This window comes from Nostoc sp. (genome assembly GCF_036919555.1).
Taxonomy (GTDB): Bacteria; Cyanobacteriota; Cyanobacteriia; order Cyanobacteriales; family Nostocaceae; genus Nostoc.
In genome coordinates this window covers 189,191-214,565 of record NZ_JBALCS010000073.1, presented here as the reverse complement: position 1 = coordinate 214,565, position 25,375 = coordinate 189,191, and the positions used below count along the sequence as shown (strand labels likewise).

General features: G+C 44.7%; 22 protein-coding genes and 2 pseudogenes. 10 read left to right on the top strand and 14 right to left on the bottom strand.

All coding sequences use genetic code 11. The features are described 5' to 3' along the window. Positions 1 to 23: 23 nt before the first annotated feature. A complete protein-coding gene (locus V7K36_RS20540; RefSeq protein ID WP_335118739.1) occupies positions 24 to 659 on the bottom strand; it encodes a superoxide dismutase in 636 nt (211 codons plus the stop codon). A gap of 160 nt (positions 660 to 819) precedes the next feature. Between V7K36_RS20540 and V7K36_RS20535 the strand changes: the two genes are divergently transcribed. Both V7K36_RS20535 and V7K36_RS20530 read left to right on the top strand, forming a co-directional pair. Next, positions 820 to 1,113, top strand: a complete 294-nt coding sequence (locus tag V7K36_RS20535; RefSeq protein WP_335118737.1) for a hypothetical protein — start codon at positions 820 to 822, stop codon at positions 1,111 to 1,113. Beyond that, positions 1,114 to 1,398 (top strand): annotated as a pseudogene (locus V7K36_RS20530) (sensor histidine kinase); the annotation flags it as partial. It lies immediately after the preceding gene. A 255-nt stretch (positions 1,399 to 1,653) separates the two neighbouring features. On the opposite strand, the gene V7K36_RS20525 reads toward V7K36_RS20530, so the two are convergent. The 3 genes from V7K36_RS20525 to V7K36_RS20515 all read right to left on the bottom strand — a co-directional run bounded on the left by V7K36_RS20525 (position 1,654) and on the right by V7K36_RS20515 (position 4,792). Continuing rightward, positions 1,654 to 2,379: an FAD-dependent monooxygenase gene (locus tag V7K36_RS20525; RefSeq protein ID WP_335118735.1), complete on the bottom strand. Its 726-nt coding sequence runs from the start codon at positions 2,377 to 2,379 to the stop codon at positions 1,654 to 1,656. A 52-nt stretch (positions 2,380 to 2,431) separates the two neighbouring features. Continuing rightward, positions 2,432 to 2,845: an NAD(P)-binding protein gene (locus tag V7K36_RS20520; protein ID WP_335118734.1), complete on the bottom strand. Its 414-nt coding sequence runs from the start codon at positions 2,843 to 2,845 to the stop codon at positions 2,432 to 2,434. Between the two features lie 300 nt (positions 2,846 to 3,145). Then, positions 3,146 to 4,792, bottom strand: coding sequence for an FAD-dependent oxidoreductase (locus V7K36_RS20515; protein WP_335118732.1), 1,647 nt, complete (start codon positions 4,790 to 4,792; stop codon positions 3,146 to 3,148). Between the two features lie 697 nt (positions 4,793 to 5,489). On the opposite strand from V7K36_RS20515, the gene V7K36_RS20510 reads away from it, so the two are divergent. Next, positions 5,490 to 7,253 (top strand): PAS domain S-box protein, encoded by a 1,764-nt coding sequence (locus tag V7K36_RS20510; protein ID WP_335118730.1) that lies wholly within the window; start codon positions 5,490 to 5,492, stop codon positions 7,251 to 7,253. Beyond that, positions 7,250 to 7,885, top strand: a complete 636-nt coding sequence (locus V7K36_RS20505) for a response regulator transcription factor (RefSeq protein ID WP_335118728.1) — start codon at positions 7,250 to 7,252, stop codon at positions 7,883 to 7,885. Before V7K36_RS20510 ends, V7K36_RS20505 begins: the two co-directional genes overlap by 4 nt. Here the strand turns inward: V7K36_RS20505 and V7K36_RS20500 are convergent. After that, the gene (locus V7K36_RS20500) at positions 7,880 to 8,290 is read right to left on the bottom strand and encodes a hypothetical protein (protein ID WP_335118726.1); all 411 of its coding nucleotides are present in this window, start codon (positions 8,288 to 8,290) and stop codon (positions 7,880 to 7,882) included. The two genes, V7K36_RS20505 and V7K36_RS20500, sit on opposite strands and share 6 nt — an antisense overlap. 569 nt (positions 8,291 to 8,859) lie before the next feature. Between V7K36_RS20500 and V7K36_RS20495 the strand changes: the two genes are divergently transcribed. Together V7K36_RS20495 and V7K36_RS20490 are read left to right on the top strand one after the other, a co-directional pair. Continuing rightward, on the top strand, positions 8,860 to 9,087 hold the full coding sequence (locus V7K36_RS20495) for a hypothetical protein (RefSeq protein WP_442948493.1): 228 nt from the start codon (positions 8,860 to 8,862) through the stop codon (positions 9,085 to 9,087). After that, positions 9,084 to 9,518, top strand: a pseudogene (locus tag V7K36_RS20490) (type II toxin-antitoxin system VapC family toxin). The gene V7K36_RS20495 and the pseudogene V7K36_RS20490 overlap by 4 nt, the downstream one beginning before the upstream one ends. Before the next feature lie 128 nt (positions 9,519 to 9,646). Here the strand turns inward: V7K36_RS20490 and V7K36_RS20485 are convergent. From V7K36_RS20485 to V7K36_RS20455, 7 genes are all read right to left on the bottom strand, one after another. Next, positions 9,647 to 9,934 carry a hypothetical protein gene (locus V7K36_RS20485; RefSeq protein ID WP_335118723.1) on the bottom strand — a complete coding sequence of 96 codons (288 nt, stop codon included), beginning with the start codon at positions 9,932 to 9,934 and terminating at the stop codon, positions 9,647 to 9,649. Positions 9,935 to 9,956: 22 nt separating this feature from the next. Further along, the gene (locus V7K36_RS20480) at positions 9,957 to 10,316 is read right to left on the bottom strand and encodes a hypothetical protein (protein ID WP_442948494.1); all 360 of its coding nucleotides are present in this window, start codon (positions 10,314 to 10,316) and stop codon (positions 9,957 to 9,959) included. A gap of 203 nt (positions 10,317 to 10,519) precedes the next feature. Next, positions 10,520 to 11,482 carry an aldo/keto reductase gene (locus V7K36_RS20475; RefSeq protein WP_335118721.1) on the bottom strand — a complete coding sequence of 321 codons (963 nt, stop codon included), beginning with the start codon at positions 11,480 to 11,482 and terminating at the stop codon, positions 10,520 to 10,522. A 310-nt stretch (positions 11,483 to 11,792) separates the two neighbouring features. Continuing rightward, positions 11,793 to 12,098, bottom strand: a complete 306-nt coding sequence (locus V7K36_RS20470) for a small RNA NsiR4-regulated ssr1528 family protein (protein ID WP_334827131.1) — start codon at positions 12,096 to 12,098, stop codon at positions 11,793 to 11,795. Positions 12,099 to 12,391: 293 nt separating this feature from the next. Further along, the gene (locus tag V7K36_RS20465) at positions 12,392 to 12,646 is read right to left on the bottom strand and encodes a hypothetical protein (RefSeq protein ID WP_335118719.1); all 255 of its coding nucleotides are present in this window, start codon (positions 12,644 to 12,646) and stop codon (positions 12,392 to 12,394) included. A gap of 58 nt (positions 12,647 to 12,704) precedes the next feature. Then, positions 12,705 to 15,797, bottom strand: coding sequence for a phosphoenolpyruvate carboxylase (locus V7K36_RS20460; protein WP_335118716.1), 3,093 nt, complete (start codon positions 15,795 to 15,797; stop codon positions 12,705 to 12,707). Between the two features lie 84 nt (positions 15,798 to 15,881). Next, a complete protein-coding gene (locus tag V7K36_RS20455; RefSeq protein ID WP_335118714.1) occupies positions 15,882 to 16,136 on the bottom strand; it encodes a hypothetical protein in 255 nt (84 codons plus the stop codon). 439 nt (positions 16,137 to 16,575) lie between these two features. On the opposite strand from V7K36_RS20455, the gene V7K36_RS20450 reads away from it, so the two are divergent. Next, on the top strand, positions 16,576 to 19,575 hold the full coding sequence (locus V7K36_RS20450) for a DUF1574 domain-containing protein (protein ID WP_335118713.1): 3,000 nt from the start codon (positions 16,576 to 16,578) through the stop codon (positions 19,573 to 19,575). Positions 19,576 to 19,735: 160 nt separating this feature from the next. Beyond that, positions 19,736 to 21,235 (top strand): MBOAT family O-acyltransferase, encoded by a 1,500-nt coding sequence (locus V7K36_RS20445; RefSeq protein ID WP_335118710.1) that lies wholly within the window; start codon positions 19,736 to 19,738, stop codon positions 21,233 to 21,235. Positions 21,236 to 21,412: 177 nt separating this feature from the next. Here V7K36_RS20445 and V7K36_RS20440 read toward each other — a convergent pair whose 3' ends face one another. Further along, positions 21,413 to 22,498 carry a HoxN/HupN/NixA family nickel/cobalt transporter gene (locus tag V7K36_RS20440; RefSeq protein ID WP_335118708.1) on the bottom strand — a complete coding sequence of 362 codons (1,086 nt, stop codon included), beginning with the start codon at positions 22,496 to 22,498 and terminating at the stop codon, positions 21,413 to 21,415. Between the two features lie 594 nt (positions 22,499 to 23,092). Here V7K36_RS20440 and psbA point away from each other — a divergent pair. Together psbA and V7K36_RS20430 are read left to right on the top strand one after the other, a co-directional pair. Further along, a complete protein-coding gene (gene psbA / locus V7K36_RS20435; protein ID WP_334826866.1) occupies positions 23,093 to 24,175 on the top strand; it encodes a photosystem II q(b) protein in 1,083 nt (360 codons plus the stop codon). 118 nt (positions 24,176 to 24,293) lie between these two features. After that, complete coding sequence (locus tag V7K36_RS20430; RefSeq protein WP_335118774.1) at positions 24,294 to 24,653, top strand: transposase; 360 nt, start codon at positions 24,294 to 24,296, stop codon at positions 24,651 to 24,653. 178 nt (positions 24,654 to 24,831) lie between these two features. Here V7K36_RS20430 and V7K36_RS20425 read toward each other — a convergent pair whose 3' ends face one another. Beyond that, a complete protein-coding gene (locus V7K36_RS20425) occupies positions 24,832 to 25,272 on the bottom strand; it encodes a DUF4332 domain-containing protein (RefSeq protein ID WP_335118706.1) in 441 nt (146 codons plus the stop codon). Between the last annotated feature and the right edge of the window lie 103 nt (positions 25,273 to 25,375).

Sequence of the window (25,375 nt, the reverse complement as noted above, 5' to 3'; positions counted from 1 at the left end):
TGGAATGCAAAAGGTGTTCCATGTTATTTTGAATAACTACCAATCAGATATGCGCTATATTGATACATCTGCAATCGCTGAGTTACAAACTCCCAATTCACCAAATGCTCTAAAAACGCTTGAAGAAAATCAGGACGACGATTCTGAAAATCGAGATAGTAGGCGTGTTCCCAAAGATCACACGTCAAAAGTGGAATTTGCTGATTCACCATTGGATTCGTCGCATTTCCAGTTTTGACAACTTTGAGTTGGTTCTGGTCGAACACTAACCAAGCGTAGCCACTGCCGAACTGAGCTATTCCGGCGCTTTTGAACTCAGTGACAAACTGGTCAAAACTGCCAAAGCCCTCGTTGAGTTTCTCAGCAATATCTCCATTCGGTTGACCGCCACCGCCAGGTTTCATGCAGTTCCAGAAAAAGGTGTGGTTCCACACTTGGGCGGCATTGTTGAAGATCGTTGCCTTGCTCGTGTCGTTATTGGTTGCCAGGATGATATCTTCTAGCGATTTGTTAGCAAATTCAGTCCCTTTAACCAGTGTGTTGAGCGTGGAAACATAAGTCGCGTGATGCCTATCGTGGTGGAACTCTAATGTTTTTTGAGACATATAGGGTTCTAGCGCATCGTAAGCATATGGCAGAGGCGGAAGTCCAAAAGCCATAAGAAAGACTCCTACAGTGCTACGGGCGCAACTGAAGTCCTAGCTTCAAGCTACGTCCTTATTTTTACTGATTGCTGTCAGTTCTACTGCTATGTTTGTCCTGTTAAGCCGCAACTTAAAACAGATTTAATAATAAAAAAATTGGAAAAGCGAAAGGGCGTTGCTGAACCAACAATATGAATCACGCGATCGCCCTAATTCATATATCTATTTTGCAACGCCGCTTTCAGCTACCTTAAAAACTGTACGTTCGCTCATTTTTGACCTGCAAGCTCAAATTCAGGCATGGAAAAACAAAATATTAGATGCTGTTGGCGAAAACGCACAGGTAATTATTGAAGTCATCCCGGAATTAGAACGGATTATTGGTAAGCAACCACCAGCACCAGATTTATCAGCAACGGCGGCACAAAATCGATTTAATTTATTGTTCCAGAAATTTACCCCAGTCTAAAGTTTTGAGGAAGTTACGACCAATCCTAACCGAATTGTAATTAAAACTTCCTTAGAAAATGAAGGCGTGAAAATTACTATTGCTGATAATGGCAAGGGGATAAATGAAGAAGTAAAACAAAATATTTTTCACCACTTGTTTTCTACCAAAGCGGTGGGGAAAGGTACGGGATTGGGATTGGCGCTCGCTCGTCAAATCGTTGAAGAAACTCACGCTGGTAAATTCACTGTTAACTCGGTGCTGCGAGAGGGAACAGAATTTATCATTGCAATTCCAGTGTTTTAAAATTTTTTCGCATATCTGAGAATACTAAATCCACAATTCTCAAGAATTTAGCAGCATGGTTAAGTATTGGACTTTGGACAAAAAAGATTTGTTCGCGTAAATTATCCGGGAACTCCCTTTTTGTCCAAAGTCCAATAAGTAAGTCGGCATGGAAAAACCAAACTTATTAATAAATTTCGCGTACAATTAAGATGGGAGGTAGAGCCGATAACTCTACCATCTAACAGCGAGTTAATCAACCAAGAATCCCCTCTGCTAAAGCCGTTCAGCCTTGCATCTGACTTCTGAATAGGAGATTTCCGCGCTCTTGGATTGGTTAAGTACTTCCAAACCAGTCATTGACTCGTCATCCTCTTCGACGAGACCTTTGATAGCGATCCACGAGACGGCATCCACCTCTGGTTTCCATCGAGTATTGTAGAGTTTGGCTGCTTCGAGAAGTTGCGTTGGTGAATTGCCTACTTCGCCAATGCAGAGGTCGAGCGTCATTGAAGACTCCATCGCCGCGTTGACTCCCTGTCCAATCGGCGGAAACGCCGCTGCTGCATCTCCGAGTAATACAGCCTTTCCACCATAGAGTTGCGAGCAAGTCAGCGTTTGACCAATATGTTTGGAGGCGCGCTTCGCAAATGCTGCGATCTGTTCCTCACTTGTCAATTCGCTGACCTGTGGCAAGTGATCGCGGAAAAGCTGCTGGGCTTCTTGAGTGGAGGAGAACTCCAGCGGTGCATCGGTACCGATAGCACAGAACCAACGGACTGGGTCGGAGCCTTGACCTCCCATGATCGCGCCTGCAAAGCTGAAAAAGGGGATAACAGATAGGTCATAAAGGTAGTTTTTGTCCCATCGATCGCCAACTCGATCGAGCTCAATCATCGTGCAGTAGATAGGAAATGATTGGGTCAGAGCGGTGAATCCTGGAATCTGCTCAAGCATTGCTTTGCGGACGACAGAACCTGTGCCATCTGAACCAATGATCAAATCGAACTGCTTCGTCAGCGTACCATTCGACTTAGACTCATAGGTGAGGCTGTCATGTCAGGACATCTACTGAAGTTACGGGGCATTCATACTCGAAGGATATCCATTCTGAGTACTTTTCTACTACGAGTGCCATCAGCGATCGTAGGATATCGCCGCGCGACCCAATCCAACCCGGTAAGTTCCACTCCCCCGCCTCTCTCCCCAGCTTGATTCCCTTAAATTGCAGCACCCTTTCATCAAAGTAAGTACAGGCATCAATGTGGCGCAGTGCTTTAAGTCCGTGCCCCGTGATGTCTATCGCGTAGGAGCGATCCGGGTTGAAGCGGGGTGCAATCTCTGGATGAGCATCCCGCTCGAAAAACGTCGTCCGAATGCCGCGACGGGCGAGGGCGATCGCGGCAGTCAGTGCGGCAGGACCGCCACCAACGAGGGCAATCTTTGCTGTTGCTTCTATTTGTGTCATTTCGGTCTTCCGTTCAGTGCAATGATCAATTTCTGCCCTCATTTTTACTGATTGCTGTCAGTTCTACTGCTATGTTTGACTTGTTAAGCCGCAACTTAACGAATACAAATCAAGAAAGAGGCAGGGGGCAGAGGGGAACATGGGTATGAGTCCCCCACTTCTGCTAAGTGGTTTTCGTGGCTGTGGGGTGGTCACTGAGCTTTGTCGAAGTGTCGAATCCGCATTTGAACCATCCCCCTTGCTCCCAACAAGAACTGCTCCCTTACCTCTTTTTCAAAAGGAATAGAAGTCAAATTTTCACTAAATACTCGCTAAATACTGATGAATAAACTGCACTGCCATTGATCCTTCGCCGACTGCAGAGGCAACTCGTTTGATGGAACCGAGCCGCACATCGCCTGCCGCGAAAATTCCAGGACGGCTGGTTTCTAGTAGAAACGGCTGCCGTTGAGCAGACGACCACCCGGCTGAGTCAGCTACAGCCAGTCCGGTCTTGATGAAGCCTTTGTCGTCGGTTTCGAGCGCTGGGGAAAGCCAGTCGGTTCGCGGGACTGCGCCAATAAAGGTGAAAACGGCAGTGACATCAAGCGATCGCGTCTCACCCGTTTTGTGGTTGCTAACCTTGATCGAACGGAGACAGTCATCCCCGCCGAACTGACTAATTTCGGTGTTACACAGTAATTCAATGTTGTCCATCTGCTCGATGCGACAAATTAGATAGCGGGACATACTCTTTTCTAAGTCATCGCCCCGAATCAGCAGCCAGACCTTCTCTACGTGTTCAGCCAGAAAGACAGCCGCTTGTCCGGCAGAATTTGCCGCACCGACCACAGCCACCTGCGAACCACTGCACATTTGCGCTTCGGTGGTGGTGGCGGCATAGTAGATGCCTGCACCGTCAAAGCGATCGCGTCCCTCGACGTTCAGCTTGTGATACTCAACTCCCGTCGCAATCAACACACATTTTGCTGCCACCTGCTCACCGCTACCCAGATGCAGCACGGTAATGCCATCCTCAAACGCCAGTTTCACAACCTGGCAGGGGATCGCAAGTCGCGCCCCAAACTTGTTCGCCTGCAACACAGCACTGTTTGCCAGATCGCTGCCAGAGATGCCCGTAGGAAAGCCGAGGTAGTTCTCAATTTTAGAGCTGGTGCCCGCCTGTCCGCCGGGGGCAATATGTTCCAGGACAATCGTGTTTAGTCCTTCGGAGGCTCCATACACCGCCGCTGCTAATCCGGCAGGCCCCGCACCCACAACAGCTAAATCGTAAAGCGTCTCCTGAATCGGTTTTTTGATGCCCAGCCGTTCGACTAATTCTGTCGTTGCTGGGTTTTTTAAGACCCACTCGTTCCCATAAGCGACAACGGGCGTATCGGCTTCGCTAATCTGAAGCTGCTTGAGCAACGCGTCAACCTGCTGATGATTTTCCAGATCGAGCCAGGTGAACATGACACGGTTTTTAGCCAGGAAATCCCGAATCCGAAAGGTGTCACGCGAAAATCTAGATCCAATCACCCTGAGACCCGTAAAGTCTTTCAACTCTTCCAGGTATTGCCTGCGGGCAATAAACGCTTGAAGAATGATGTCGCTCAAACTGGAGTTTTCCCGCAGGATTTGTCTGAGATCGGCAGCGGCAACTTCGTAGACTTCGCAATCTCCCTGGGCGATCGCGCTCAAAACGGCAAGATCGCCTGTCAACAGGGAAACATCACCCGTAAACTGTTTCTCCTGTGCAACAGCCATTATCTTTTCTTCGCCACCGGAGCGATCGACGATCGCCATTTTGCCCGACTTGATGACAGAGAAACAGAAGTCGCGATCGCCGACTTCACAGATAACTTCCCTGTCTCTGTATGATTTCAGTTGAGCAAACTTTTCAATCTGGGCAATTTGGGCATCGCTCAACTTCGGGAAGAGAATGCTGTTGAATCTTTTTTCGTCCATCAATTTACCCTCTGACTAAACTGATTCCAGCAATGATCAACACCCAGCCAAACGCTCAGGTTGAAGCAACTGTAGCAAAGAAGGGAAACGCAATCGTAAATTATGCCCAACACAATCATGAGAACCGCGATCGCCGTTAACCATCCAGAGTTAATGGATTGTTCGCTCGTTTCAGGATCAGTCACTCTCATGTTGATTCTCCCGATTGAATTGATGTTTGAAATCTATTTCTACGATCTCACTACCAATCTTGCTAAGTAGTCACGTTTGCACAGTTAAAGCGCAAGTTAAGCAGTGGGAAAACATTCTTGTTTCACCTCCTGAGAATATCCTTTCGGCGGATTATACACCTCAATGAAAAACTCCACTTACAAGGGGATGCTGCGATTCCCTCATTCTAAGTAAATACTACTACTTGGTGAATATGTTAAAAAATATACAATTAAATAATCAATCTATTCTTGATTTGCTGGCAGAAAATACCAAAGCCTACTATAAGGATAAGCAACCAGCAAATAACTGTGAACTCTTACCCTTGTGGGAGTAAGCAAAATTTTAAGTATCAATTGTGGCACAATCTATGCTAAAATTGCTTGCGAGTATTTCAATGTAAAAGTCTATACAATTTAAAACACCATACAAGCAGTCTTAACACAGGCGAAAACAATATCGAGAGGGGCGAGGGCAAGAGGTCAACATGCAAATGCAGCCGAATGAGTTGCAGCAATTACAAGAGCGCATCGCTCAACTAGAGCAAGAGAACGCCGCTTTTCAGGGGGAAGTTGCTGATTTACGGCAACGAGAATTGGCTCTGCAAGCCCAAGCAACAGCCGTGCAAGACCGTGCCGCCCAACTGGCAACCCTCAACGCAGCGCTGCAAGCCGAAATCCTGCTCCGGCAACAGACTGAAACCGCCCTGAGCGAGAGCGATCATTGCTTCCGTCGTGCCTTTGAGCAAGCCGCGATCGGCATGACGATTACTGATTTAGAGGGTTACTTGCTGCAAAGCAACCAGTGCTTTTGTGACATGATGGGCTATGCAGACTCTGAACTGCGCGCGCTCAATTTTGCCGACATTACCCACCCCGACACACTGGCGGACGACCGCGCCTCGGTGCATCGCTTGATCAATGGCGAACTGTCTGCCTACCAAACCGAAAAGCGCTACATTTGCAAAGATGGCTCCTTACTTTGGGCAAGCCTAAACGTTTCACTCGTGCGTGATCCTGCCGGAAACCCGGCTTACCTGATTGCCGTTGTGCAAGACATCAACCAGCGCAAAGAAGCCGAATTCATCGCTCAAGGTCAGCAGATGGCACTGCAAGGTGCCCTGGCGCTGCTTGCCACCGAACCAGAACTCGACAAATTTTTGGGACAAGTCCTCGCCACGATGGTAGAGCAACTTCATGCCCATGCTGCCGATATCTGGTTAGACAATGCCGAACAAACCATGGCAACGCCGCACTTAAGCTACTGGAACACGCAGCTTGCGCCCGAACCGCTCGATCTTTATAAACCGCATCCCGTTCCTTTGTGTGCCCTTAAGACCTCAGGTCGGAAAACCCTGAGGGAGCACCTTCAGCCATATCTCATCTCGAATATGCCCAACCATCCAGACGCGAAAATCTTTCGAGACCTCTCAATCTTGCGCGACGGCGTACAAACAGGGCTGGGGGTTCCACTCGTGTTTGGTAACAAACTTCTGGGTGTGATTACGATCAGTCACATGCAAAGTCATTCCTATTCTCCTGAAGCCTTGCGTCTAGTTACTGCTCTGGCGCAGCAAGTCGTGTTAGCCCTGCAACTGACGCGGTTGGCTGAAGAGGCGAAACAAGTTGCGATCGTCGAAGAACAAAATCGGTTAGCACGGGAAATTCACGATACGCTGGCGCAAACTTTTACCGGAATTACGCTGCAACTCAACAACGCTCAGTATTACGCAAATCTTGATGCCGCGATCGCCTGGGATATTATTGAGCAAGTCAAAACCCTAGCGCGGGCTGGACTGGTCGAATCCCGTCGTTTAGTTTGGTCACTGCACCCCGATGCTGATGAGTACCGAGATTTAGCGGGGTCATTAGAGCGATCGCTGACTCAACTGACGCTGCATACTTCCCTGCAAACCGATGTGGCAATCGTGGGAACGCCTCAGCTTGTGCCACCTGATATCGGCATCAATCTGTTACGAATTGGACAAGAAGCCACTACCAACACGTTGCGTCACGCTCAAGCGCAAACGCTACAGATCGAACTTACCTTTGGGGTAGATGCGATCGCGCTTTGTATTCAAGATGATGGAATCGGTTTCGATCTATCGTCGGCTCACGATCGCGGGGGCTTTGGCTTGCTGGGAATGCAACAACGCTGCGATCGTCTGGGTGGAAAGTTCACCCTCCGCAGTCAACCAGGACAAGGGACTTGCATTCTTATTCAGATTCCACTCACTTGCCCATTGTTATGACTTTATCCGACAACATCCGCGTTTTAGTAGTCGATGACCATCCCGTTGTGCGAACTGGGTTAACCACCATGCTGCATTCTGAACCGGGTCTAGAACCGATCGGCGAAGCTAAAACGGGTGTCGAAGCGATCGCGCAATTCCGGACGCTACGTCCTGATGTGACGCTGATGGATTTACGTATGCCAGAATTGACCGGAGTTGAAGCCATTACCGCGATTCTCAAAGACTGCCCTGAGGCTCGGATCATCATTCTCACAACCTACGATGGCGACGAAGACATCTATCGCGGACTGCAAACTGGAGCCAAAGGCTATCTCCTCAAAGATGCCGATCGCAGTGAGCTATTAGCGGCAATGCGGGCAGTACACGCTGGACAAAAGTATATTCCGGTGCTCGTAGGTGCAAAATTGGTTGATCGGATGATTAGACCGCAACTGAGCGACCGTGAAAATGATGTGCTCAAGCTGTTAGCTAAAGGCAAAAAAACTCAAGCGATCAGTTTAACGTTAGGCATTACCGAGGGAACCGTCAAGTTTCACATCACTAACATTTTGCAAAAACTGGGCGTGAGCGATCGCACTCAAGCTGTCGTGACTGCCTTCCAACGTGGAATCGCCAATCTCAATCTATAGTTGAAAATGAAATACAAATGCTACAGCTTTGTAGCCAGGATTTGAGGACTTTTTTGTACAACAACTCTTCAAGCAGTAGTCATCGCTTTCCAACGGTAAGTCAAAGGCATCAAAGAATTGCTTGAGCGTGTGGCGATCGACACCGACTTCACGCCCAACAATCTTGGAAACGGTGCGCGGACTCAGGAGCGTGCGATCGCCGAGTAGCTCATAAGCATGCCATTCTCCGTGCTGGTTTTGCAGCACTTTCATCGCCAGGAGCTTCTTCCAGCCGTGTTCGGTCAACACAATACCGCGCTGACGCGATGGCCGGGCTGCGATTCGCTGTACCACCGATGTCGGGGAAGCGACTGGCGACAAAAGGGACATTTCATCGGGGAAAAAATCAAATCGCTGTAGACTCATAACCATTGCCTCGCTAGTATCGCTAAAGATTTAGAACGAACTGATGTGGCTCATTGTTAACTTAAACTGTCGATCGAGCTACTTAGCAATGTATTAAAAATTCAATTTTCTGTCACTAAGAGGAAGATAGGTTGTGAACTCGACGATAGTAGTGGAGTCGGGGTAGCAGCTTGCCAAGGTATTAGCTTGAAAATATTATCCAAGCTTTGGGCAAACACGGACACTGGGAATAGGGTTATTTACTTCCTCCTTCTGGAAGCAAATAACCCTATTCCGTCCAAGTGGACAGTAAATCATCCAGCGAAGGCAAAACTTGATTGCTTTTTCAGTTAAAGAATCTAAATTAGCTGTAGATTAATCTAAAGTTAAAATTGGTGGATTATTGATGATTGCCCTGGCGATGCCTGCGGCGGGCTACGCCTACGCTAATCGCTGCTTCTGCTCTCCATAAACATGCGCCCGTATATCATATTTTTGCGGAAATTGGCTAAATTTAAGAGGCTGAGGCTTTGGATTTAGAGATTAAAATAGAGTTAGTAAAGGTAGAGTTTACTTGATTAGGAGGTTCTCTGATGACTTTACAAGAAATTATTAATTCTATTGAAAGTTTGCCTAGAGAAGAACAGGACTATTTATTTGAGTTTCTCCGTAAAAAAAAAGAGGAATCTAGAGGAGATAATTTTTGGCAGGGATTACAAAAATTTAGAAAGGTAATCCAAAGCGAGGGGATTATCTTTACTGATGAGGATTTTGCTGATTTACGAGATAGTGGTGTGGGCAGAGAAATTGATTTATGAGTTTGAAATTCTTACTTGATACCAATATTTTCTCAGAGCCAGCACGTCCTATTCCTAATGCCAATGTTTTACACAAACTAGATATTCATAAATCAGAAGTTGTCGTTTCTAGTATTGTTGTTCATGAACTGTTACATGGCTGTTTGCGGTTGCCAGAATCTAAGCGGCGAGAGTCTCTTTGGAATTACATTCATGAATCGGTATTAAATTTACCAGTCCTTGATTACGATTTAAAGGCGGCACAATAGCACGCCCAAGAAAGGTCTAGATTATCCAAGATTGGCAAAACTCCTGCTTTTGTAGATAGTCAAATTGCGAGTATTGCTTACTGTAATAATTTAATTTTGGTAACAAATAATGTTTCTGATTTTGAGTTTTTTAATGATCTAAGCATTGAAAATTGGTTTGTTAATAGCGCTGATTTTGTCTAAGGCGAGATAATGTATAAACAAAGTGTAAGTTTTGTTATATACTAATATCATTATTAGTCAATTTGGATTTTCTACTGGAATCAAATATACAATCCAAAATCCAAAGTTATCAGTCATTTCTAAGTTGATTAAGTTAACTTGAATAACCTGCTAATGCTAAGAATTATTGGTAGTAAATCCTTACCTTCAACACCTCTCTTGATAGACATCTCCAAATCCAACACCATAGTCACTGCCTTAGCTAAAACGTTGATGCTTGTATTTGCTACCTCCTGACGCAAATAGTAAATACGATTAGGATTGCTGATACTGCACAGTTGAGCTAATTCACTATCTTTCTTAACCCCAGAAACGATCGCAGGCTTAACCCACAGCCAAGTTCTAAACTGCATTAAGAGAGTGCTAACAATCATCATTAATGGTTCCGAGCGTGATAAATCATCTAGCAGGTGCAAAACTTGATTGCTTTACTCCTTGACGAATAGCAGATGCCAGTTGTAGGCTACTCTGAGTTTGACATGGCACTAACTCTTTTACTTCTGCAAACTCTAATTTTCTGCCACTACCAAAGATATACAGTTTGCGTAACTCAGAGGCTGCACGGGTCATATCGTTACCAATTGCTTCTGCTTTAATTAACACAGTCATTGGTTTTTGACTTTGGGTAGCTCGTTGCAGCATTTTAGCGATCGCCTCTAAATATTCCTGCGGAACTTTTATACCAAACCGTTCTAAGTGAATTTTGAGAATCTGGCAACGTTCCAACTCAGTGGGCAAGGTCAACGAAGAAATTTTCATCAAACCGCCCTTTCCGCTTAAACTTTGCCTGGGAGCGAATGAAACCAGAAAGATATCAGTGGTAGCATACTCAATTAGTAGTCAACGCAGGCCATAACATACGTTTTTGAGAAAAAAAAGTGCGATCGCACCAAGCGATCGCTAATCTTCTAGACTACGTTAGCTCTGGCGTCACACATCAATCAATACAATCTGCTCTGCGATTACGCTGACATCAATTGTTGGATGCGCTGTGGCTCCTCTCCCAGCCAATCTGGATTTTGGGCAGTGCTGTCGAAAATTGATGAAGTTTTGAATGGCTCAAACTCGCCGCGTGATGCCGCTTCTGCTGTTTTTGCTAAGAGCGATTGCACCTGCTGGTCGTCCATTGGCTGGAATGTTCGCACTGCTTCAAAGGCTTGCTCTAAAATCTCCATGCTGTCAATTCCGGTAATCACAACCGATGTCGGCAGATTTAAAGCATAGTGTAAACACTCAATTGGTGTTACAACCTTTGATCGTAAAAGAATACCGTTTGCTAGGCTTTTCATCCCCAGAACGCCGATGTTTTGTTTAACAAGTTCTGGTACAACCAGCTTTGCAAAGCTCCGGTAGTGGGCATCCATCACATTGAGCGGCATCTGCACTGTATCAAATTTAAACCCGTGAGTGGCTGCAACTTCCAGCATATGCAGATGAACATGGGGATCTTTGTGCCCAGTGAAGCCAATATATCGAATTTTGCCAGCTTCTTGCGCCTCAATTAAGGCAGCATTCGCCCCTTCTTTGTCAAAAACTCGATGCGGGTCTTCATAGCGAATAATTTCGTGATGCTGCACAAGGTCGATGTAATCTACTTGCAGGCGTTGAAGTGATTCGTCTAGCTGTCTTGCTGCTTCTTTCTTGGAGCGACCGTCGATTTTCGTCATCAGGAACACTTTATCTCGATAGCGATCGCGCAGCGCTTTTCCCATGCGAATCTCGCTAACTCCATCGTTGTAATCCCAACTGTTATCCATAAAGGTGATGCCGCGATCAATCGCTGTTCTCACAATTCGGATACCCAGTTGCTCATCAACGTGCTTCAAGGCGATGTGCCAACCACCCAATCCAATGGCGGAAACTTTTTCTCCTGTACTGCCGAGAACTCGGTATAGCATTTCTGAATTTGACGTAGTTCCTGACATCTATTCTCCTTGTCTCTCAGCTATTACTTAAGTAGATATAGCTGTGTGCGAATTCAAAAACAAGGGAAAGTTGACAATATCTTGCTGAAGATACACTTTTCAACCCGATTAAGAAAAGACTCAAGAAGCCAAAATAAAGATGCCAATTTGGGATATTTGAGATAAAGAGTTAAAAGGGCGGTTAGAAACCGCGTCTACACGAGACTTTACCCACCGACCTGGGTTAAAAACTTTAATTTTCTCTTAGTCCGCGGAGGCGGACTTCGTTTGTGTAGCCGCGAATTCTATTCGCTGTGTTGTGCTGCTATATTTATTTGCCACTATAGAAAAAGGCAATTTCTTTCTCTTTTAGAGGTGCGAAACCAGCATCTACAAGTAATTGGTCGAGTTCCGTTTGGGGAATGTGTTTTGCACCAATTCGCACAATGCGCGATCGCATCGTATTAGATACGCCACTGCGCTGTCTATTACCTTCTAGCGCCATAACTTTACCATAAAGTTCTAGCTTGGCAGGCGGAATGGGAGAACCATCAAAATCAATTCCCTGTGCGATCGCTTCATCAATAGCATCAGCACCTGTGGTAGTTTGATTCCCTGAGTTAGTTTCGGTAGGCATGGTGATTTGTTCTTCTTCGCTATGGGTAGATTTTACCAGTCTTGCTAACACCAACGCTACTTACTAGCTTTTTTGCTATGGATACACAGATGTGGATTTGTGTCAACTTATATCATATCCGCCAGATTACCCATAATAAAAGAATCCCACCCCCAACCCCTAAGAGCTTGCGGGGAGGGGAGACAAAGCATAGCTTTGGCGGGGTGGGGTTCTTACTGCGTGGTCTATTTACCTGAAAATAGCTGTAACGTTAAAAGGGCGGTTCAAAACTGGCGAATCACCTTCCGCCAAGGCTAATTACGAATTTGTCGCGTCACCAAACCCCCAACAAACGCCCCTAAGATAGTGCCTGTCCATAGTCCTGTTGTGCTACCTTGCCATATTGCTCCAGGTGTCATCCAAGCGTTGCATATCTGGTTTAAACCCCAAGGTTGGTTTTGGCACTTTTGGCTATGCAGCATTATGGTAATTTGCCCACTGGTGTAAGCACCAAAAAAACCTGATGACAGCGCCAAAAAAGTGCAAATTAAAATTCTATTTTTTGTCATTAGTCATTAGTCATTTTTCCCTTATTCCAATGCCCCATGCCCCATGCCCCATTCCTAATCAACCTGTATTTCTCATCCCAGCAGCAATACCATTAATAGTTAACAATGCCCCTCGCAATAACTCGCCTTTGCTGTAACGAGAGTGGATGACTCCAGAAGTAGCACTAGTATTTAGGGACTGTCGTAGGCGCTTGAGTAGTGAAACTTGGATAAATCCCAAAGGTACAATTGTGCCATTGCGTAACTGTACAGATCGTTGCAATACAGGATCACCATCTAACAGTTGATTGTGATCGGTGATTTTTAAGACCAAATCCCTAGTAAGATAGAACTCGCTGGCAATTTGGTCAAAAACCTTGGCAAAACGAAGTTGATCTTCTGGTTTTGACAATTCCTGGACGTAGTGATGTGCCATTTGCATATCTACTTTTGCCAAAGTCATCTCGGCCTTAGAAATCACCATTTTGAAGAAAGGCCATTTAACGTAAAAGTAGCGCAGCAATTTCAAGTGTTCTTCTGGTTCTTCGTTCAAGAACTCTTGTAGAGCTGTGCCAACGCCATACCACGAAGGAAGTAAAAAGCGGGTTTGTGTCCAGCTAAATACCCAAGGAATAGCTCGCAGACTGCTTAAATCTTTCTTACCAGATGGACGGCGGGCTGGACGGGAACTAATTTGTAGCTGGCTAATTTCTTCAATCGGGGTTACTTGGTGGAAGAAGTCAACAAAATCAGGTTGTTCGTAGATTAAAGCACGATAATGTTGACGCGATCGCGCTGCTAATTCTTCCATAATCTCATTCCACGGTTCAATATCATCAAACCCTGTTCGCAGCAAGCTAGCTTGAATTACAGCAGTGGTGATGGTTTCCATGTGGTACAATGCCAAGTCCAACAAGGAGTATTTGGAAGCTAAAACTTCTCCTTGTTCAGTAATCTTGATTCGCCCATTGATACTATGACCCGGTTGAGCCAAAATCGCTTCGTAAGCAGGTCCCCCACCACGTCCCACAGAACCGCCGCGTCCGTGGAAAATCCGCAAATTTAGATCATAGTTTTCTGCTATTTGTTGCAGTGATTTTTGGGCTTTATGAATTTCCCAATTGCTGCTTAAAAAACCAGAGTCTTTGTTGCTGTCAGAATACCCCAGCATCACTTCTTGCAAGTTCCGGGTGAGGGGGGAGGCGGAAGCAGGGGAGCAGGGGAGCAGGGGAGCAGGGGAGGATGAATTTTCGTCGGCATTCTCTGCTTTTGTCTGTTCGTAGCCGCCGGCTAACAAAGCGCGATATAACGGTAATTCAAACAGTTTCCGCATGACGCTTCTGGAGCGTTGTAAATCTTCTACTGTTTCAAACAGGGGGACAACTTGAATGGTTCCCACAGCAATGGCGGGGTCAAAAAGTCTGGCTTCTTTGGCTAACAGCAATACTTCCAGCACGTCGCTGACGTCGCGGCACATACTGATAATGTAAGTTTGGCAGATGTTAAGACCAAATTCTTGTTGGAGCGATCGCACGACGCGAAAAGTTTCAATTACATCATTGGTTTTTTCGGAAAATGGCAATTCTGCCGGAATTAATGGCCGACGGGTTTGCAGTTCTGCTGTCAGCCAAGCGACTCTTTGCTCCTCAGATAGTTCGTTATAAGGTTGAGATAATATTTGCAGGTATTCCAGTATCTCATTGAGCGCATCGGCGTGGCGGGATGATTCTTGGCGGATATCTAACTGTGTCAAGTTAAAACCAAAAATTTCTACCTGACAGATGAGATTTTCTAATTCTCGACAGCTTAAACCTGTTTCTGTCAAGTTGCGCTCAATCATCCGCAGTTCTGCTAAAAAATCGGCTCCCGAAAGATACAGGGGACTGTCTTGATTTGGTGGCGTTTCCCGATTATACAAAGCTAGATTGCGATCGCGAGTATTTTCCAGCCGTTTCAGCACATAAGCCAGTTTCAGCCGATAGGGTTCTTGTCGATAACGCAGCGCCAGTGCGTCGTATACCTCACTCAACTGTGACTGATCCAATTCTAGAGATTCTAGTAAATCTGGTAAAACATCACTCCAGTGCATCGACACACTCAACAATTCAATCAGTTGTTTCACTGACTGAATATATCTCCCTAGCACCATTTTGCGCTGATAGCAAGCTGTTTTCCAAGTGATTTCTGGTGTAACTGATGGGTTCCCATCCCGATCTGAGCCTACCCAGGAGCCAAAAGAGCAAAAGTTTTTACTCGGTGGTTCTAGCCAAGGAAAGGTATTGGATAGGGTGTGTTTGAAACGTTTATACAGTTGGGGAATGCCATCAAATAAAACTTCTTGGAAGTAGTGTAGGGCATAATCTACTTCATCCAGCACTGTGGGTTTGAACTGGTGAAGTTCGTCTGTGCGCCACCATAGGCGAATTTCTTCGAGCAATTGTTCACGGACATCTGCTGCTTCCCAAGGATATGCTCCTGGTGTGCTACCAGAGTGGTTTTCCAAGGCATCCAGTTTTTGTAATAGTTGTACCACCTGTCGCTGCTTATCGCGGATGGTATGACGCACAATTTCCGTCGGGTGCGCTGTGAAAACTAAGCGCACATCCAGATGTGCAATTAGACGTTGAATTTGCTGGGGTGGTACATTCAGTTTGAATAAATAGGGAAACAAGGCAGCGAAAGTACCTTTTGGTTTGACTGGCGCTTTTTCTACATAACTCTTTCTCAGGATGTCTGCTGCTATTCCCCTGCTAACAGGGGCGTCATCTTCTCTTTGATTGGAGGAATAGTTGACATTGGATGGTGTTTGCGGCTCTGTAGCCTCTGTTTCTGCCTCATAGCGACTCAATTGCTGCCGTTGTTCATATTCCTGCTCTATGATGTTAATCAACTGAAAATACAGAGCGAAAGCACGAGCCGCCCGAATTGCTTCGTTGATATTTAGTTGTTCAATTAATTTGACGGCTGAGGATGCTTGATCGTTTGTTGCTTGTCCTTCTGGTGAACATAAATCGCGCAACTGCCCCAAGAGGTCTACCATATTTTGACCGCATTCTTGCCGGAGAACTGACTCCCACAATTCTTCCACTACCTGGAGACGATGACGCAAAAATAATTCCGACACCGGGTATATATCCGCAGTTTGAGACGAAGAGTATAAAAGGGAACCCATATTCTCTATTCTTGTAAAGCTAATTACTGTTTACGGTTCTAGGCTTTGCACTTAATGCTCACCGGGTTGTTCCTGAGCAAATAATTATTTGGTGTATATATTTTCATCTGGATTAGTTTCGTGTTCATCTGGGAAGTCGAGGTTGGGTAGGCGATCGCCTCGAAATAATTCTTCACTGGCTTCCCCTATGGCTTCTAATGCTCTGACTGTAGTTTTTCCGGTAATGAGCAATAGTAATATAGACGCTGTACCTATTTGCAAAAGGAAAGACTGGGGAATGGTAAATAAATCCAGATTGGATGCGGGGTTAGGTGAAAGCTGTTGTTTGGTAGGAGACATTGCTAATTTTTGGTTATGGGAATTGTGAGTAAAAGGGAGACGCGATTAATCGCGTCTGTACAAGAGTTAAGATGACTCCAACGATTAAGGGATGGAGTTTAAATGAGATCAGCTTGTTGTTTGTTTTGCCCATTAGGGGCGTTGGCACAGTGGGACGCAAGTCCAACTTTATAAGGACAAGTCATCAGCTCGTCATATAGAATTATTCTGACTCCTAACTCCTAACTTCTGATTTCTGACTCCCTATTAGTAAAATAAACGCAAAACTCAACATTAGTCAGACTTGCAACCTGTACAACACTATCTTGTCCGATTTTGTGAGCTACGAAGGTAACAAAATTGTTAAAAAAAAACCCTCAGAGTGTGATAGACCTATGGTTCTAGTTTACAAGTGCAGGCACTATCCCCCAACGATCGCTTTCTGTAAATTTAAATTCCGATGAAAATAGTATTACCAGATCGCCAGCAATCCTTATTGCAATGGGTAAGCCAAGCAACAGGGATCAACACTTTCGGAGTGAAAGTCCGGTTGCGGGGAAATGATCTTCATATTCTTTGTGAAGGTACAGAATGTCCGCAGCGTTGGCGCACTTTGTCTGACTTGCTGCAAGCATTACAGCAAACTGACTTGGATATCCTTACAAGCAAGGAAGAACCGTCAATATATCAAGTATTTGTCTATGGCCGTAGAAAAGGGGAACAGCGCCCCAAATGGTGTCATCGGGTTTACTTGAATCAAATAGATAAGCATCTGGAGCAGGTGCAGCAAGCGCTGCTAGCAGACTCGGAAAAATCAAAACAATCGGCTGGGGCGCTGATTGTCTCTAACGAAAGTTTGGCACGCCAAGGGAACCCAGAAGCGATCGCTAGATATCTCAGCGAAACTCTGAGTATGTTAGGTGTATCGGTACAAGCAAAAATTAAGCTATATAAGCCAAAGAACTCTCAGCCGGAAGAAAATCGCCTGTGGATATTTTGCCAGTCGAGCTATAGTCCTGATGCATCATTGCTTGCTGAACCAATCGCGCAAAAGTTGCGTTATCTCAAGCTTTCCGGCTATCAAGATGCAGTAATTGTTTCCCAGGTGAGCGGCGAAACTGCCCCTGATTGGCTGCTGCGGGTGGATTTGACACCACCAGAGGTAATGCTGAAGGAGTGGGCGCGTTGGGGGGATATCCAAGCGATCGCGCGACTGTTAACTGAGGTATTGTCAGAGTTAAAAGTTGCTGTCCAAGTTTCTCTGAAAGAATCAACGCTACATATTTTTTGTACTCCAGCTTTTGATCCCTTGGGAACTGCGCCAATCCCCGACAAAGTAGTATGCTTAGAGGCGATTTTACCCCAGCTAGAAGCGATCGCACCTCAAGGCATTCTCGCCGCCACCGTCTACGGACAAAAAGCCGGTGACAACCAACCAACTTGGATTGATTGGCTAGCTTTACCCGCGACAAAGCATCCCGCCTTTGCCACATCACCGCTAGATTTGGCGAATAGTGGCGATCAACCAGCGATCGTATTTTTACTGGAGCGTTTACTCAATCCTGATTTGGATTGGCGGCTATTGACAGGTGGAATTCGCGTACTCCTGCTGGCCAAAAATGATTTATTACACATCATGTGTGATGCACCTGTTTGTCCAGGGCGTGAACAAGTAGCAAACAAAATTACCCAGTTTATCCGCCAGTTAAAGATTCCTGGTATTATGGGGATACGTGTTTACGGACGCCGGGCTGGGAATAAAGAACCTTTTTGGCACTATGGACTTGATCTTGAGCATCGCCAGCGTTTAGTCCCCGAAGCAACTCCAGAATTTGCTGCTACCTCTGAATACGTTAACGATCTAGTAACCTCTGAAACTAATGAACCAATTTTGCGCCCCGATTTAACGACAGAAGACGTTCAAACTTTTGTGACAGAAGTAGCGCGAGGTTGGATAGTAACAGCGAGTGCAACAGCGAAAAAATTCCTGTTGACAAGCCAGCTATTTACCGAAAGCCACAAGTCAGCCGAGGCAAACCCTGATGCTCAAGGACTTAAGGTGGTTCTGGTTTGGGGAACACTGGGATTATTACTCACCCTCCAAACTGATTGGGTGTTAGGTCAAATCATCGCACACACTACGCCCACCAATATCTCACCCCCATCATCATCTGGGCAAAAGGCATCTTTGACATCTGGGAAAAATCAGAGTCAGAAAACGACATTTTTTACCAGCACTTCCAAGACAAAATCTCCTCCAAATCAGACTTCTGTATTTAATGCTTCGGAATTTACCCAAAGTGATAATATCCCGATCAAGAATTTGGCAGCTGCACCACTGAAGGAAAAAGCAACCGCTACCGCTATTCTTTTAGCAGCGCGATCGCAGATGCCAAGTTTCAATGTCAGGCAGTTAGACGAGCAACTAGCACTGTATAAACAGCGTTTGGCTAGAACTGGTAGTCCGCCAGATGTGTTGATTATTGGCTCCTCTCGCGCCCTCAGGGGAGTTGATCCCGCAGCGCTTTCTAAAGCTTTAGCGAGTCAGGGCTATCCAAATCTTGGCGTGTTTAACTTTGGGATCAACGGTGCTACTGCACAAGTTGTAGACTTTGTGATTCGCCAGGTACTGGAACCATCAGAACTACCTAAAATAATTATCTGGGCAGATGGTGCCCGTGCTTTCAACGGTGGACGCGAGGATATTACCTTTAAATCGATCGCTGCATCAGCTGGTTATAAACAAGCATTCCAAAAAACACCAACAATTGCAAATAGTAATGATTTGCCACAAAATCCAGTAAATCCGGGAGAAGAAAAGACAAACGAAGAAAAACCAGAGATTAGTATCTATGAAGCTGTCAATCACTCGTTAAATCAGGCTCTAGCATCTGTTTCTGCTAGCTATCAAAACCGCGATCAAATTAAAAGTTTACTGCAAAAACAACTGCTTATACCTGGCCCTAATCAGATAGTTGCATCAGAAAAACAGTTAACAGATGGTACTTCAGATGAGAGTACTTCCCAACAAGCAGTTGACTTTGATGGCTTTCTACCTTTGTCTATTCGCTTCAATCCCGCTAGATACTATCAAAAACATTCTAGAGTTCCCGGAAATTACGACAACGACTATAAATCTTTTCAAATAGAAGGACAGCAAGATGCTGCCTGTCAAGAAGTGCTTCAGTTTGCCCAGTCTCATAAAATTTCCTTAGTGTTTGTCAACATGCCTCTGACGGGAGATTATTTAGATCCAGTGCGTAGACAATATGAACAAGAATTTCAGCAATATATGTTGCATTTGGCTACTAGTCGCAACTTTATTTATCGTGATTTGAGCCAACAGTGGATAAAATCAAATGACTACTTTTCTGATCCTAGCCACCTCAACCGCTTTGGAGCATACGAAGTCTCGAAAAAGCTGGCGAATGACCCGATGATTCCTTGGCCAGTGAAGTAAGGAGCTGGGGAAGGTGGGGTCCCCTCTGGGGATAAGGGTAATGGGGAGTGGGGAATGAGGGAGACAAGGAGAATAATCAATGACGAATGACAAATGACGAATGGCAAATGACAAATAACAAATGACAAATGGCAAATGACAAATGACCAATGACTAAAAAATGAACTTTATATCAATTTTCTATGGGCTGTTCTTGTTGAGTGTGTTAGGAATTTACTGGTCTTTAGCACAACAGAAATTACGATTGTGGACGCTGCTAATTGCCAGTTTGGTTTTCTACGCATCTTTGCAGATCCAGTACATACCATTACTCTTAGCATTGACATTTATTAATTTCCGTGTGGGGCTGGAGATTGGAAACAACACATCACCAGGAAAACATTCTGGTGACTGGCGAATTTCTAACGAAGAGTGGCAATTTGCCCAAGGTGACTGGAATCTTCGCCGTCTAAAACTTTTATGGCTAGGTATAACTCTAAATGTTTTACTGTTATTAGGTTTTAAGTATTGCACCCCTTTATTCAAGTTTGTTTTTCATCTAGAAACAAACTCACCAGATAGCTCTTTTAAATTGATTGCACCCTTGGGAATTTCATTTTTCACCTTTGAATGCATTGCTTATTTAATAGATGTCTATCGCGGTGCCCCTGCGACTGAGCAGTTTCTCAAATTTGCCACGTACAAATTATTCTTCGCTAAACTGATTTCCGGCCCGATTACGCGCTATCACAACTTAGCAAATCAATTCAATACACTAGACTTCCCCAGTAGCGATAGAGTAGCTGAAGCGCTGTGGTTGATTGCTAGGGGCGCAGTCAAAAAAGGTATTTTCGCAGACCATCTGGGAATTTTTGTTGATTTATGTTTTGGTAATTTGCAACGGGCGGGTAGTACCGATCTCTGGTTAGCTACATTCGCCTACGGGTTGCAGTTATATCTAGATTTCAACGGTTACGTAGACATTGCCCGTGGTAGTGCTATGCTTTTCGGCTTGGTTCTACCTGAGAATTTTGACTTTCCCTATTTCAGCACCAATATTGCCCAATTTTGGCGGCGCTGGCATATCACTCTCGGAGATTGGCTACGTAACTATATCTACTTTCCTTTGGGTGGTTCCCGTCGGGGTTTAGTCCGTACCTGCTGGAATTTACTTACTATAATGCTAATTGCTGGTATTTGGCACGGTGCTGCTTTGGGTTATGTCGTTTGGGGCATATTCCACGGGTTAGCCTTGGTGGTTCATCGACTTACAGATGCGATGAGCGATCGGTTTGAAAGTTTAGAAGAATTCTGGCAAAATCCTCTGGGTATCTTTGTCGCTTGGTTATTGACGCAACTGATGGTTTTTACCTCTTGGATTTGGTTCCGCCTACCTAATCTCCAAGACTCTTCTTTGGTAATTCGGCATCTTTGGGGTTATCCTGCTGACGCCCAGTTTGCCCAAAAGGTCTATGTGGAAGCCTTAAATATGAGCCAATATCAACTCACTTGGGTACTTCTAGCGATCGCTGCCCTTATGGCTGTAGTCTATGCCTTCAACCGAATTCTGAAGTTAGAGTTGAACTGGCCTCTTAAGCTTGTCTTCGCCCCTCTATGTTTCTACGCTGTTTGGTTATTAGCTCCTGAAGGCAGTTTGCCTTACATCTACTTTGATTTTTAAAATTTCCCAACCCAGAAAAAATTAACTCAAACATTAGACAATAGCAAAAAACCTCGAAGGCGGTTTTATGGAGTTAAGCAACGTAATTGTCAACTTGAATTCGTACTTTCCAGGTCGGATACTGACTGCAACCCTTGTCCACACTTAAGATTGATCATCGCCTTTGATTCTATCCATTCACTTATCTCTCCTCTGCTTAGGGGTTGTAGTGGTAGTAACCTCCAACTCATCGTACTTCTTGACTTTGTAGATGAAAGTCGAGAGTAACCAACTTAATACAAAGATGCCAATGATCAAGTAGCCAATTGTGCCGAAATTATCACTTAGGTTACTAATAAAATCCCAAAAGGAACCTTTCATCTCTAACTGATCACCAATGATGCTCAGAGCTTCAATCCCTCCGATGATTACAGCGACTAGTACAGAAACAAAGGTGATGGTCATGTTGTAGTAAAGCTTGCGGATTGGTTTTACGTAAGCCCAGCCATAAGCACCAAGCATTAAAATGCCGTCAGTAGTGTCAACTAGGGACATACCTGCTGTAAACAAAGCTGGGAACAATAAGATTGACCAAATCGGCAGACCTTTAGCTGCCTGACTTGCAGAGATCCCAAGCAGTCCTACCTCAGTCGCGGTGTCGAAGCCTAAACCAAAAAGAAACCCCAAAGGGTACATTTTCCAGCTACTATCTATCAGCCGAAACAAGGGACGGAAGAAGCGACCTAACAGCCCACGTTGGTTCAAAAATTCATCTAAGGACTGATCATCGTAGGTTCCTCCCCGCTTTACGCTTTGGAAGGTTTTATAGACATCCCAGAGAACCACCATATTAATCGCTGCAATTGCCAGTAGGAAAAGTGCAGAAACACTAGTGCCAATTAACCCACCAACCTTTTGAAAACTAGGAAAGTCCCTTTGGATGGTCGAGGCGGTCAAAGCGATCGCAACAGAGGCTAAAACCACAATGGTGGAATGACCCAGTGAGAAAAAGAACCCAACAGCAACAGGTCGTTTGTTCTCCTGCATCAATTTACGGGTAACATTGTCAATCGCCGCAATATGATCGGCATCCACAGCATGACGTAGACCAAAGCTATAAGCTAATACGGCAGTCCCAAGCAGAAGGGGATAGCTGTGAAATGCAATCAGTGCAACTACCCAAACCAAAATATTCACGCTAATCAGGAATGCATAAATATTGATAACTTTACGTCTAACGTTTCTGGAACTATCGTTGAAAACACGCGAAAAACCTGATAACATGCATTTCCTCTTTAAAGACAGATTTTTGTTTGGGGAAAAGGAATAGGACTGTATTAGCAGCGAAAAACTGAGCCTAACTATCTCGTTTAGACTCGTAAAGATTATTTAAGTAACTTTTCAATAGAAACCTATTGGGATAAAAGCTGCAATCCTCTAGGGAGGCGTTTCAAGGTTTCTTATGTCGTTACAAATAAGCAAGGCTTAAAATTTTTCCACAAGCTGATTGTAAAGAAGTGTAAAGGTAAGTTACTACTATAGCACAACGTAAATCTACCTACCATCTCAATTAACCAGACAATTGATTAAGCCCCTTATTGAAGGTAGGTAAACTTTCGCCACAGTGTACTATGCGATCGCATCATTGATAGTTATAGCTAGTTTGGTGTTTAAATGGCTTATAAAGCCTCAATTCATTAGTTTTTTTTATTATTTCATAGTAGGAAAAATTTACAGTTTGATCAGCTTGTTAAAGAATTTTGTAACAGAATATTAAGTCACAGATCGCATCAAAGTAAATTCATATAAACTGTAATTAAATAGGCGGAAAAAAATTCGCTTATTCCATATTTAACAACCCATCGCACTTATAAAACAATGACCACAACCTTACAACGGCGCTCTGACGCTAACGTATGGGATCGCTTCTGCGAGTGGATCACCAGCACCGACAACCGTATATATATCGGTTGGTTTGGCGTTCTGATGATTCCTACCCTGCTAGCTGCGACCACCTGCTTTGTAATTGCCTTCATCGCTGCTCCTCCTGTAGACATCGATGGCATCCGTGAACCAGTTGCAGGTTCTTTGATCTACGGAAACAACATCATCTCTGGTGCAGTTGTTCCTTCTTCAAACGCCATCGGCTTGCACTTGTACCCAATCTGGGAAGCTGCTTCTTTAGATGAGTGGTTGTACAACGGTGGTCCTTACCAGTTGGTAGTTTTCCACTTCTTGATCGGTTGCGCTGCCTACCTGGGTCGTCAGTGGGAACTTTCTTACCGCTTAGGTATGCGTCCTTGGATCTGCGTAGCTTACAGCGCACCTTTGGCTTCTGCTTGTGCAGTATTCTTGATCTACCCCATCGGTCAAGGTTCTTTCTCAGATGGTATGCCTTTGGGTATCTCTGGAACCTTCAACTTCATGATTGTGTTCCAAGCAGAACATAACATCTTGATGCACCCCTTCCACATGTTAGGTGTGGCTGGTGTATTCGGTGGTAGCTTGTTCTCTGCAATGCACGGTTCCTTGGTAACTTCTTCCTTAGTTCGTGAAACAACTGAAGTTGAATCTCTGAACTATGGTTACAAGTTTGGCCAAGAAGAAGAAACCTATAACATCGTTGCAGCCCACGGCTACTTCGGTCGTTTAATTTTCCAATACGCATCATTTCAAAACAGCCGTCAATTGCACTTCTTGCTCGCAGCTTGGCCTGTCATTGGTATCTGGTTCACCGCTTTGGGTATCAGCACGATGGCATTCAACCTGAACGGTTTCAACTTCAACCAATCAATCATTGACTCCCAAGGTCGCGTCATCAGCACCTGGGCAGACGTAATAAACCGCGCTAACTTGGGTATGGAAGTAATGCACGAGCGCAATGCTCACAACTTCCCTCTAGACTTAGCTGCTGGTGAAGTTTATCCTGTAGCAATGACTGCTCCTGCTATCAACGGTTAATATTTCAGTTCAGTATTAGCTAAATAAAAAGCGCCCTCTAGAAATGGGGGGCGCTTTTTTGTTGGAACTATATTTAAAAGTCAGATTGATGATTTTTTACACATAAAATATAAATTAGATAAACTCGTGCTGGTATCAATTCACTCAATGGCTAGACTACTACGGCAAGATTTGGGATAAAGTGGTGGTAGCAGTAACGCCCGCTTACACATCTATTGACTGTAGCCATTGTGGACATAGAGTAAAAAAGTCACTTAGCACCAGAACTCATTCATGTTCCAACTGCGGGATAGAGATTTGCAGAGATACAAACGCTGCGATTAATATCCTCAAAAAGGGCATGAAGATATTAGGGATTGAGTGGCAAAATAACAGTACCTTTGGGCAAAAGGGATCTGCCTCTATTGAGGGAAAGCATGGGGAGAAGACCGCCAATACTATTGATGGGCAACTTGATATAGCAAGCGGATTTCTGTGAACCATGAATTAGAATCCCCCTACCTTTAGGTCGGGGGGTATGTCAATACTATGCCTGCCAAAAGATGCCTAACTCAATACTGATGGATGTGGGGTTCTTTATTATGGGTAATTTGGCGGATATAATATAACAGCTTATGAATTATAAATCATCAGTTATGAGTTTTAACTCCTAACTCCTAACTGATGATTGCTTGTGCTTGCTGACTCCACTGTTGTACTAACTCAATTGCTGGACACAAATCTCGTCGCTGCATTGTTGCTACCTGCAAGCGCATAATTTGTTGGTGCAATCTGTGAGTGGGAGTTTGAGCTAACTGTGCTACAGAACCAATACCTGCATGGAGCAATAAACCACAATATTGTGTCCCAACACTGGGAATACGTGCCAAGTCACCCAAAGCTATCCATTTATTTACATACTGAAGATGAATCTGTAGTTTATTAGCTAACGCTACTCTTTCCTCTAGAGTCTTGCCTTGTTTGATTAGCTGTACTGTGCTAGTAATCCCACAATTTTGCAGTTGAGATTGTTCCTCTTGGCTCAGTCCAGGTAATTGCTCAATTGGCCAGTCACGAGATTGGATAGGACTTCTACTATTTGTGTGTTTAGCAGACATTTTTTAAATTAAAATAGAGGTTTGTTTAAATATTGTGACAGTCGCTTCTTCCCAAAAGTACGCTCTTGCAATTTAGTATTTGTATTGCCGTGTTATTTTAACT

Excerpts from the sequence above, each read along its gene's own strand:
- V7K36_RS20440 (WP_335118708.1), bottom strand. The coding sequence starts at position 22,498 with ATGTTATCAGGTTTTTCGCGTGTTTTCAACGATAGTTCCAGAAACGTT.
- V7K36_RS20470 (WP_334827131.1), bottom strand. The coding sequence starts at position 12,098 with ATGCCTACCGAAACTAACTCAGGGAATCAAACTACCACAGGTGCTGAT.
- V7K36_RS20505 (WP_335118728.1), top strand. The coding sequence starts at position 7,250 with ATGACTTTATCCGACAACATCCGCGTTTTAGTAGTCGATGACCATCCC.
- V7K36_RS20510 (WP_335118730.1), top strand. The coding sequence starts at position 5,490 with ATGCAAATGCAGCCGAATGAGTTGCAGCAATTACAAGAGCGCATCGCT.
- V7K36_RS20515 (WP_335118732.1), bottom strand. The coding sequence starts at position 4,792 with ATGGACGAAAAAAGATTCAACAGCATTCTCTTCCCGAAGTTGAGCGAT.
- V7K36_RS20425 (WP_335118706.1), bottom strand. The coding sequence starts at position 25,272 with ATGTCTGCTAAACACACAAATAGTAGAAGTCCTATCCAATCTCGTGAC.
- V7K36_RS20460 (WP_335118716.1), bottom strand. The coding sequence starts at position 15,797 with ATGGGTTCCCTTTTATACTCTTCGTCTCAAACTGCGGATATATACCCG.
- V7K36_RS20485 (WP_335118723.1), bottom strand. The coding sequence starts at position 9,934 with ATGATGATTGTTAGCACTCTCTTAATGCAGTTTAGAACTTGGCTGTGG.
- psbA (WP_334826866.1), top strand. The coding sequence starts at position 23,093 with ATGACCACAACCTTACAACGGCGCTCTGACGCTAACGTATGGGATCGC.
- V7K36_RS20480 (WP_442948494.1), bottom strand. The coding sequence starts at position 10,316 with ATGAAAATTTCTTCGTTGACCTTGCCCACTGAGTTGGAACGTTGCCAG.
- V7K36_RS20465 (WP_335118719.1), bottom strand. The coding sequence starts at position 12,646 with ATGACAAAAAATAGAATTTTAATTTGCACTTTTTTGGCGCTGTCATCA.
- V7K36_RS20445 (WP_335118710.1), top strand. The coding sequence starts at position 19,736 with ATGAACTTTATATCAATTTTCTATGGGCTGTTCTTGTTGAGTGTGTTA.
- V7K36_RS20540 (WP_335118739.1), bottom strand. The coding sequence starts at position 659 with ATGGCTTTTGGACTTCCGCCTCTGCCATATGCTTACGATGCGCTAGAA.
- V7K36_RS20520 (WP_335118734.1), bottom strand. The coding sequence starts at position 2,845 with ATGACACAAATAGAAGCAACAGCAAAGATTGCCCTCGTTGGTGGCGGT.
- V7K36_RS20475 (WP_335118721.1), bottom strand. The coding sequence starts at position 11,482 with ATGTCAGGAACTACGTCAAATTCAGAAATGCTATACCGAGTTCTCGGC.
- V7K36_RS20450 (WP_335118713.1), top strand. The coding sequence starts at position 16,576 with ATGAAAATAGTATTACCAGATCGCCAGCAATCCTTATTGCAATGGGTA.
- V7K36_RS20455 (WP_335118714.1), bottom strand. The coding sequence starts at position 16,136 with ATGTCTCCTACCAAACAACAGCTTTCACCTAACCCCGCATCCAATCTG.
- V7K36_RS20500 (WP_335118726.1), bottom strand. The coding sequence starts at position 8,290 with ATGAGTCTACAGCGATTTGATTTTTTCCCCGATGAAATGTCCCTTTTG.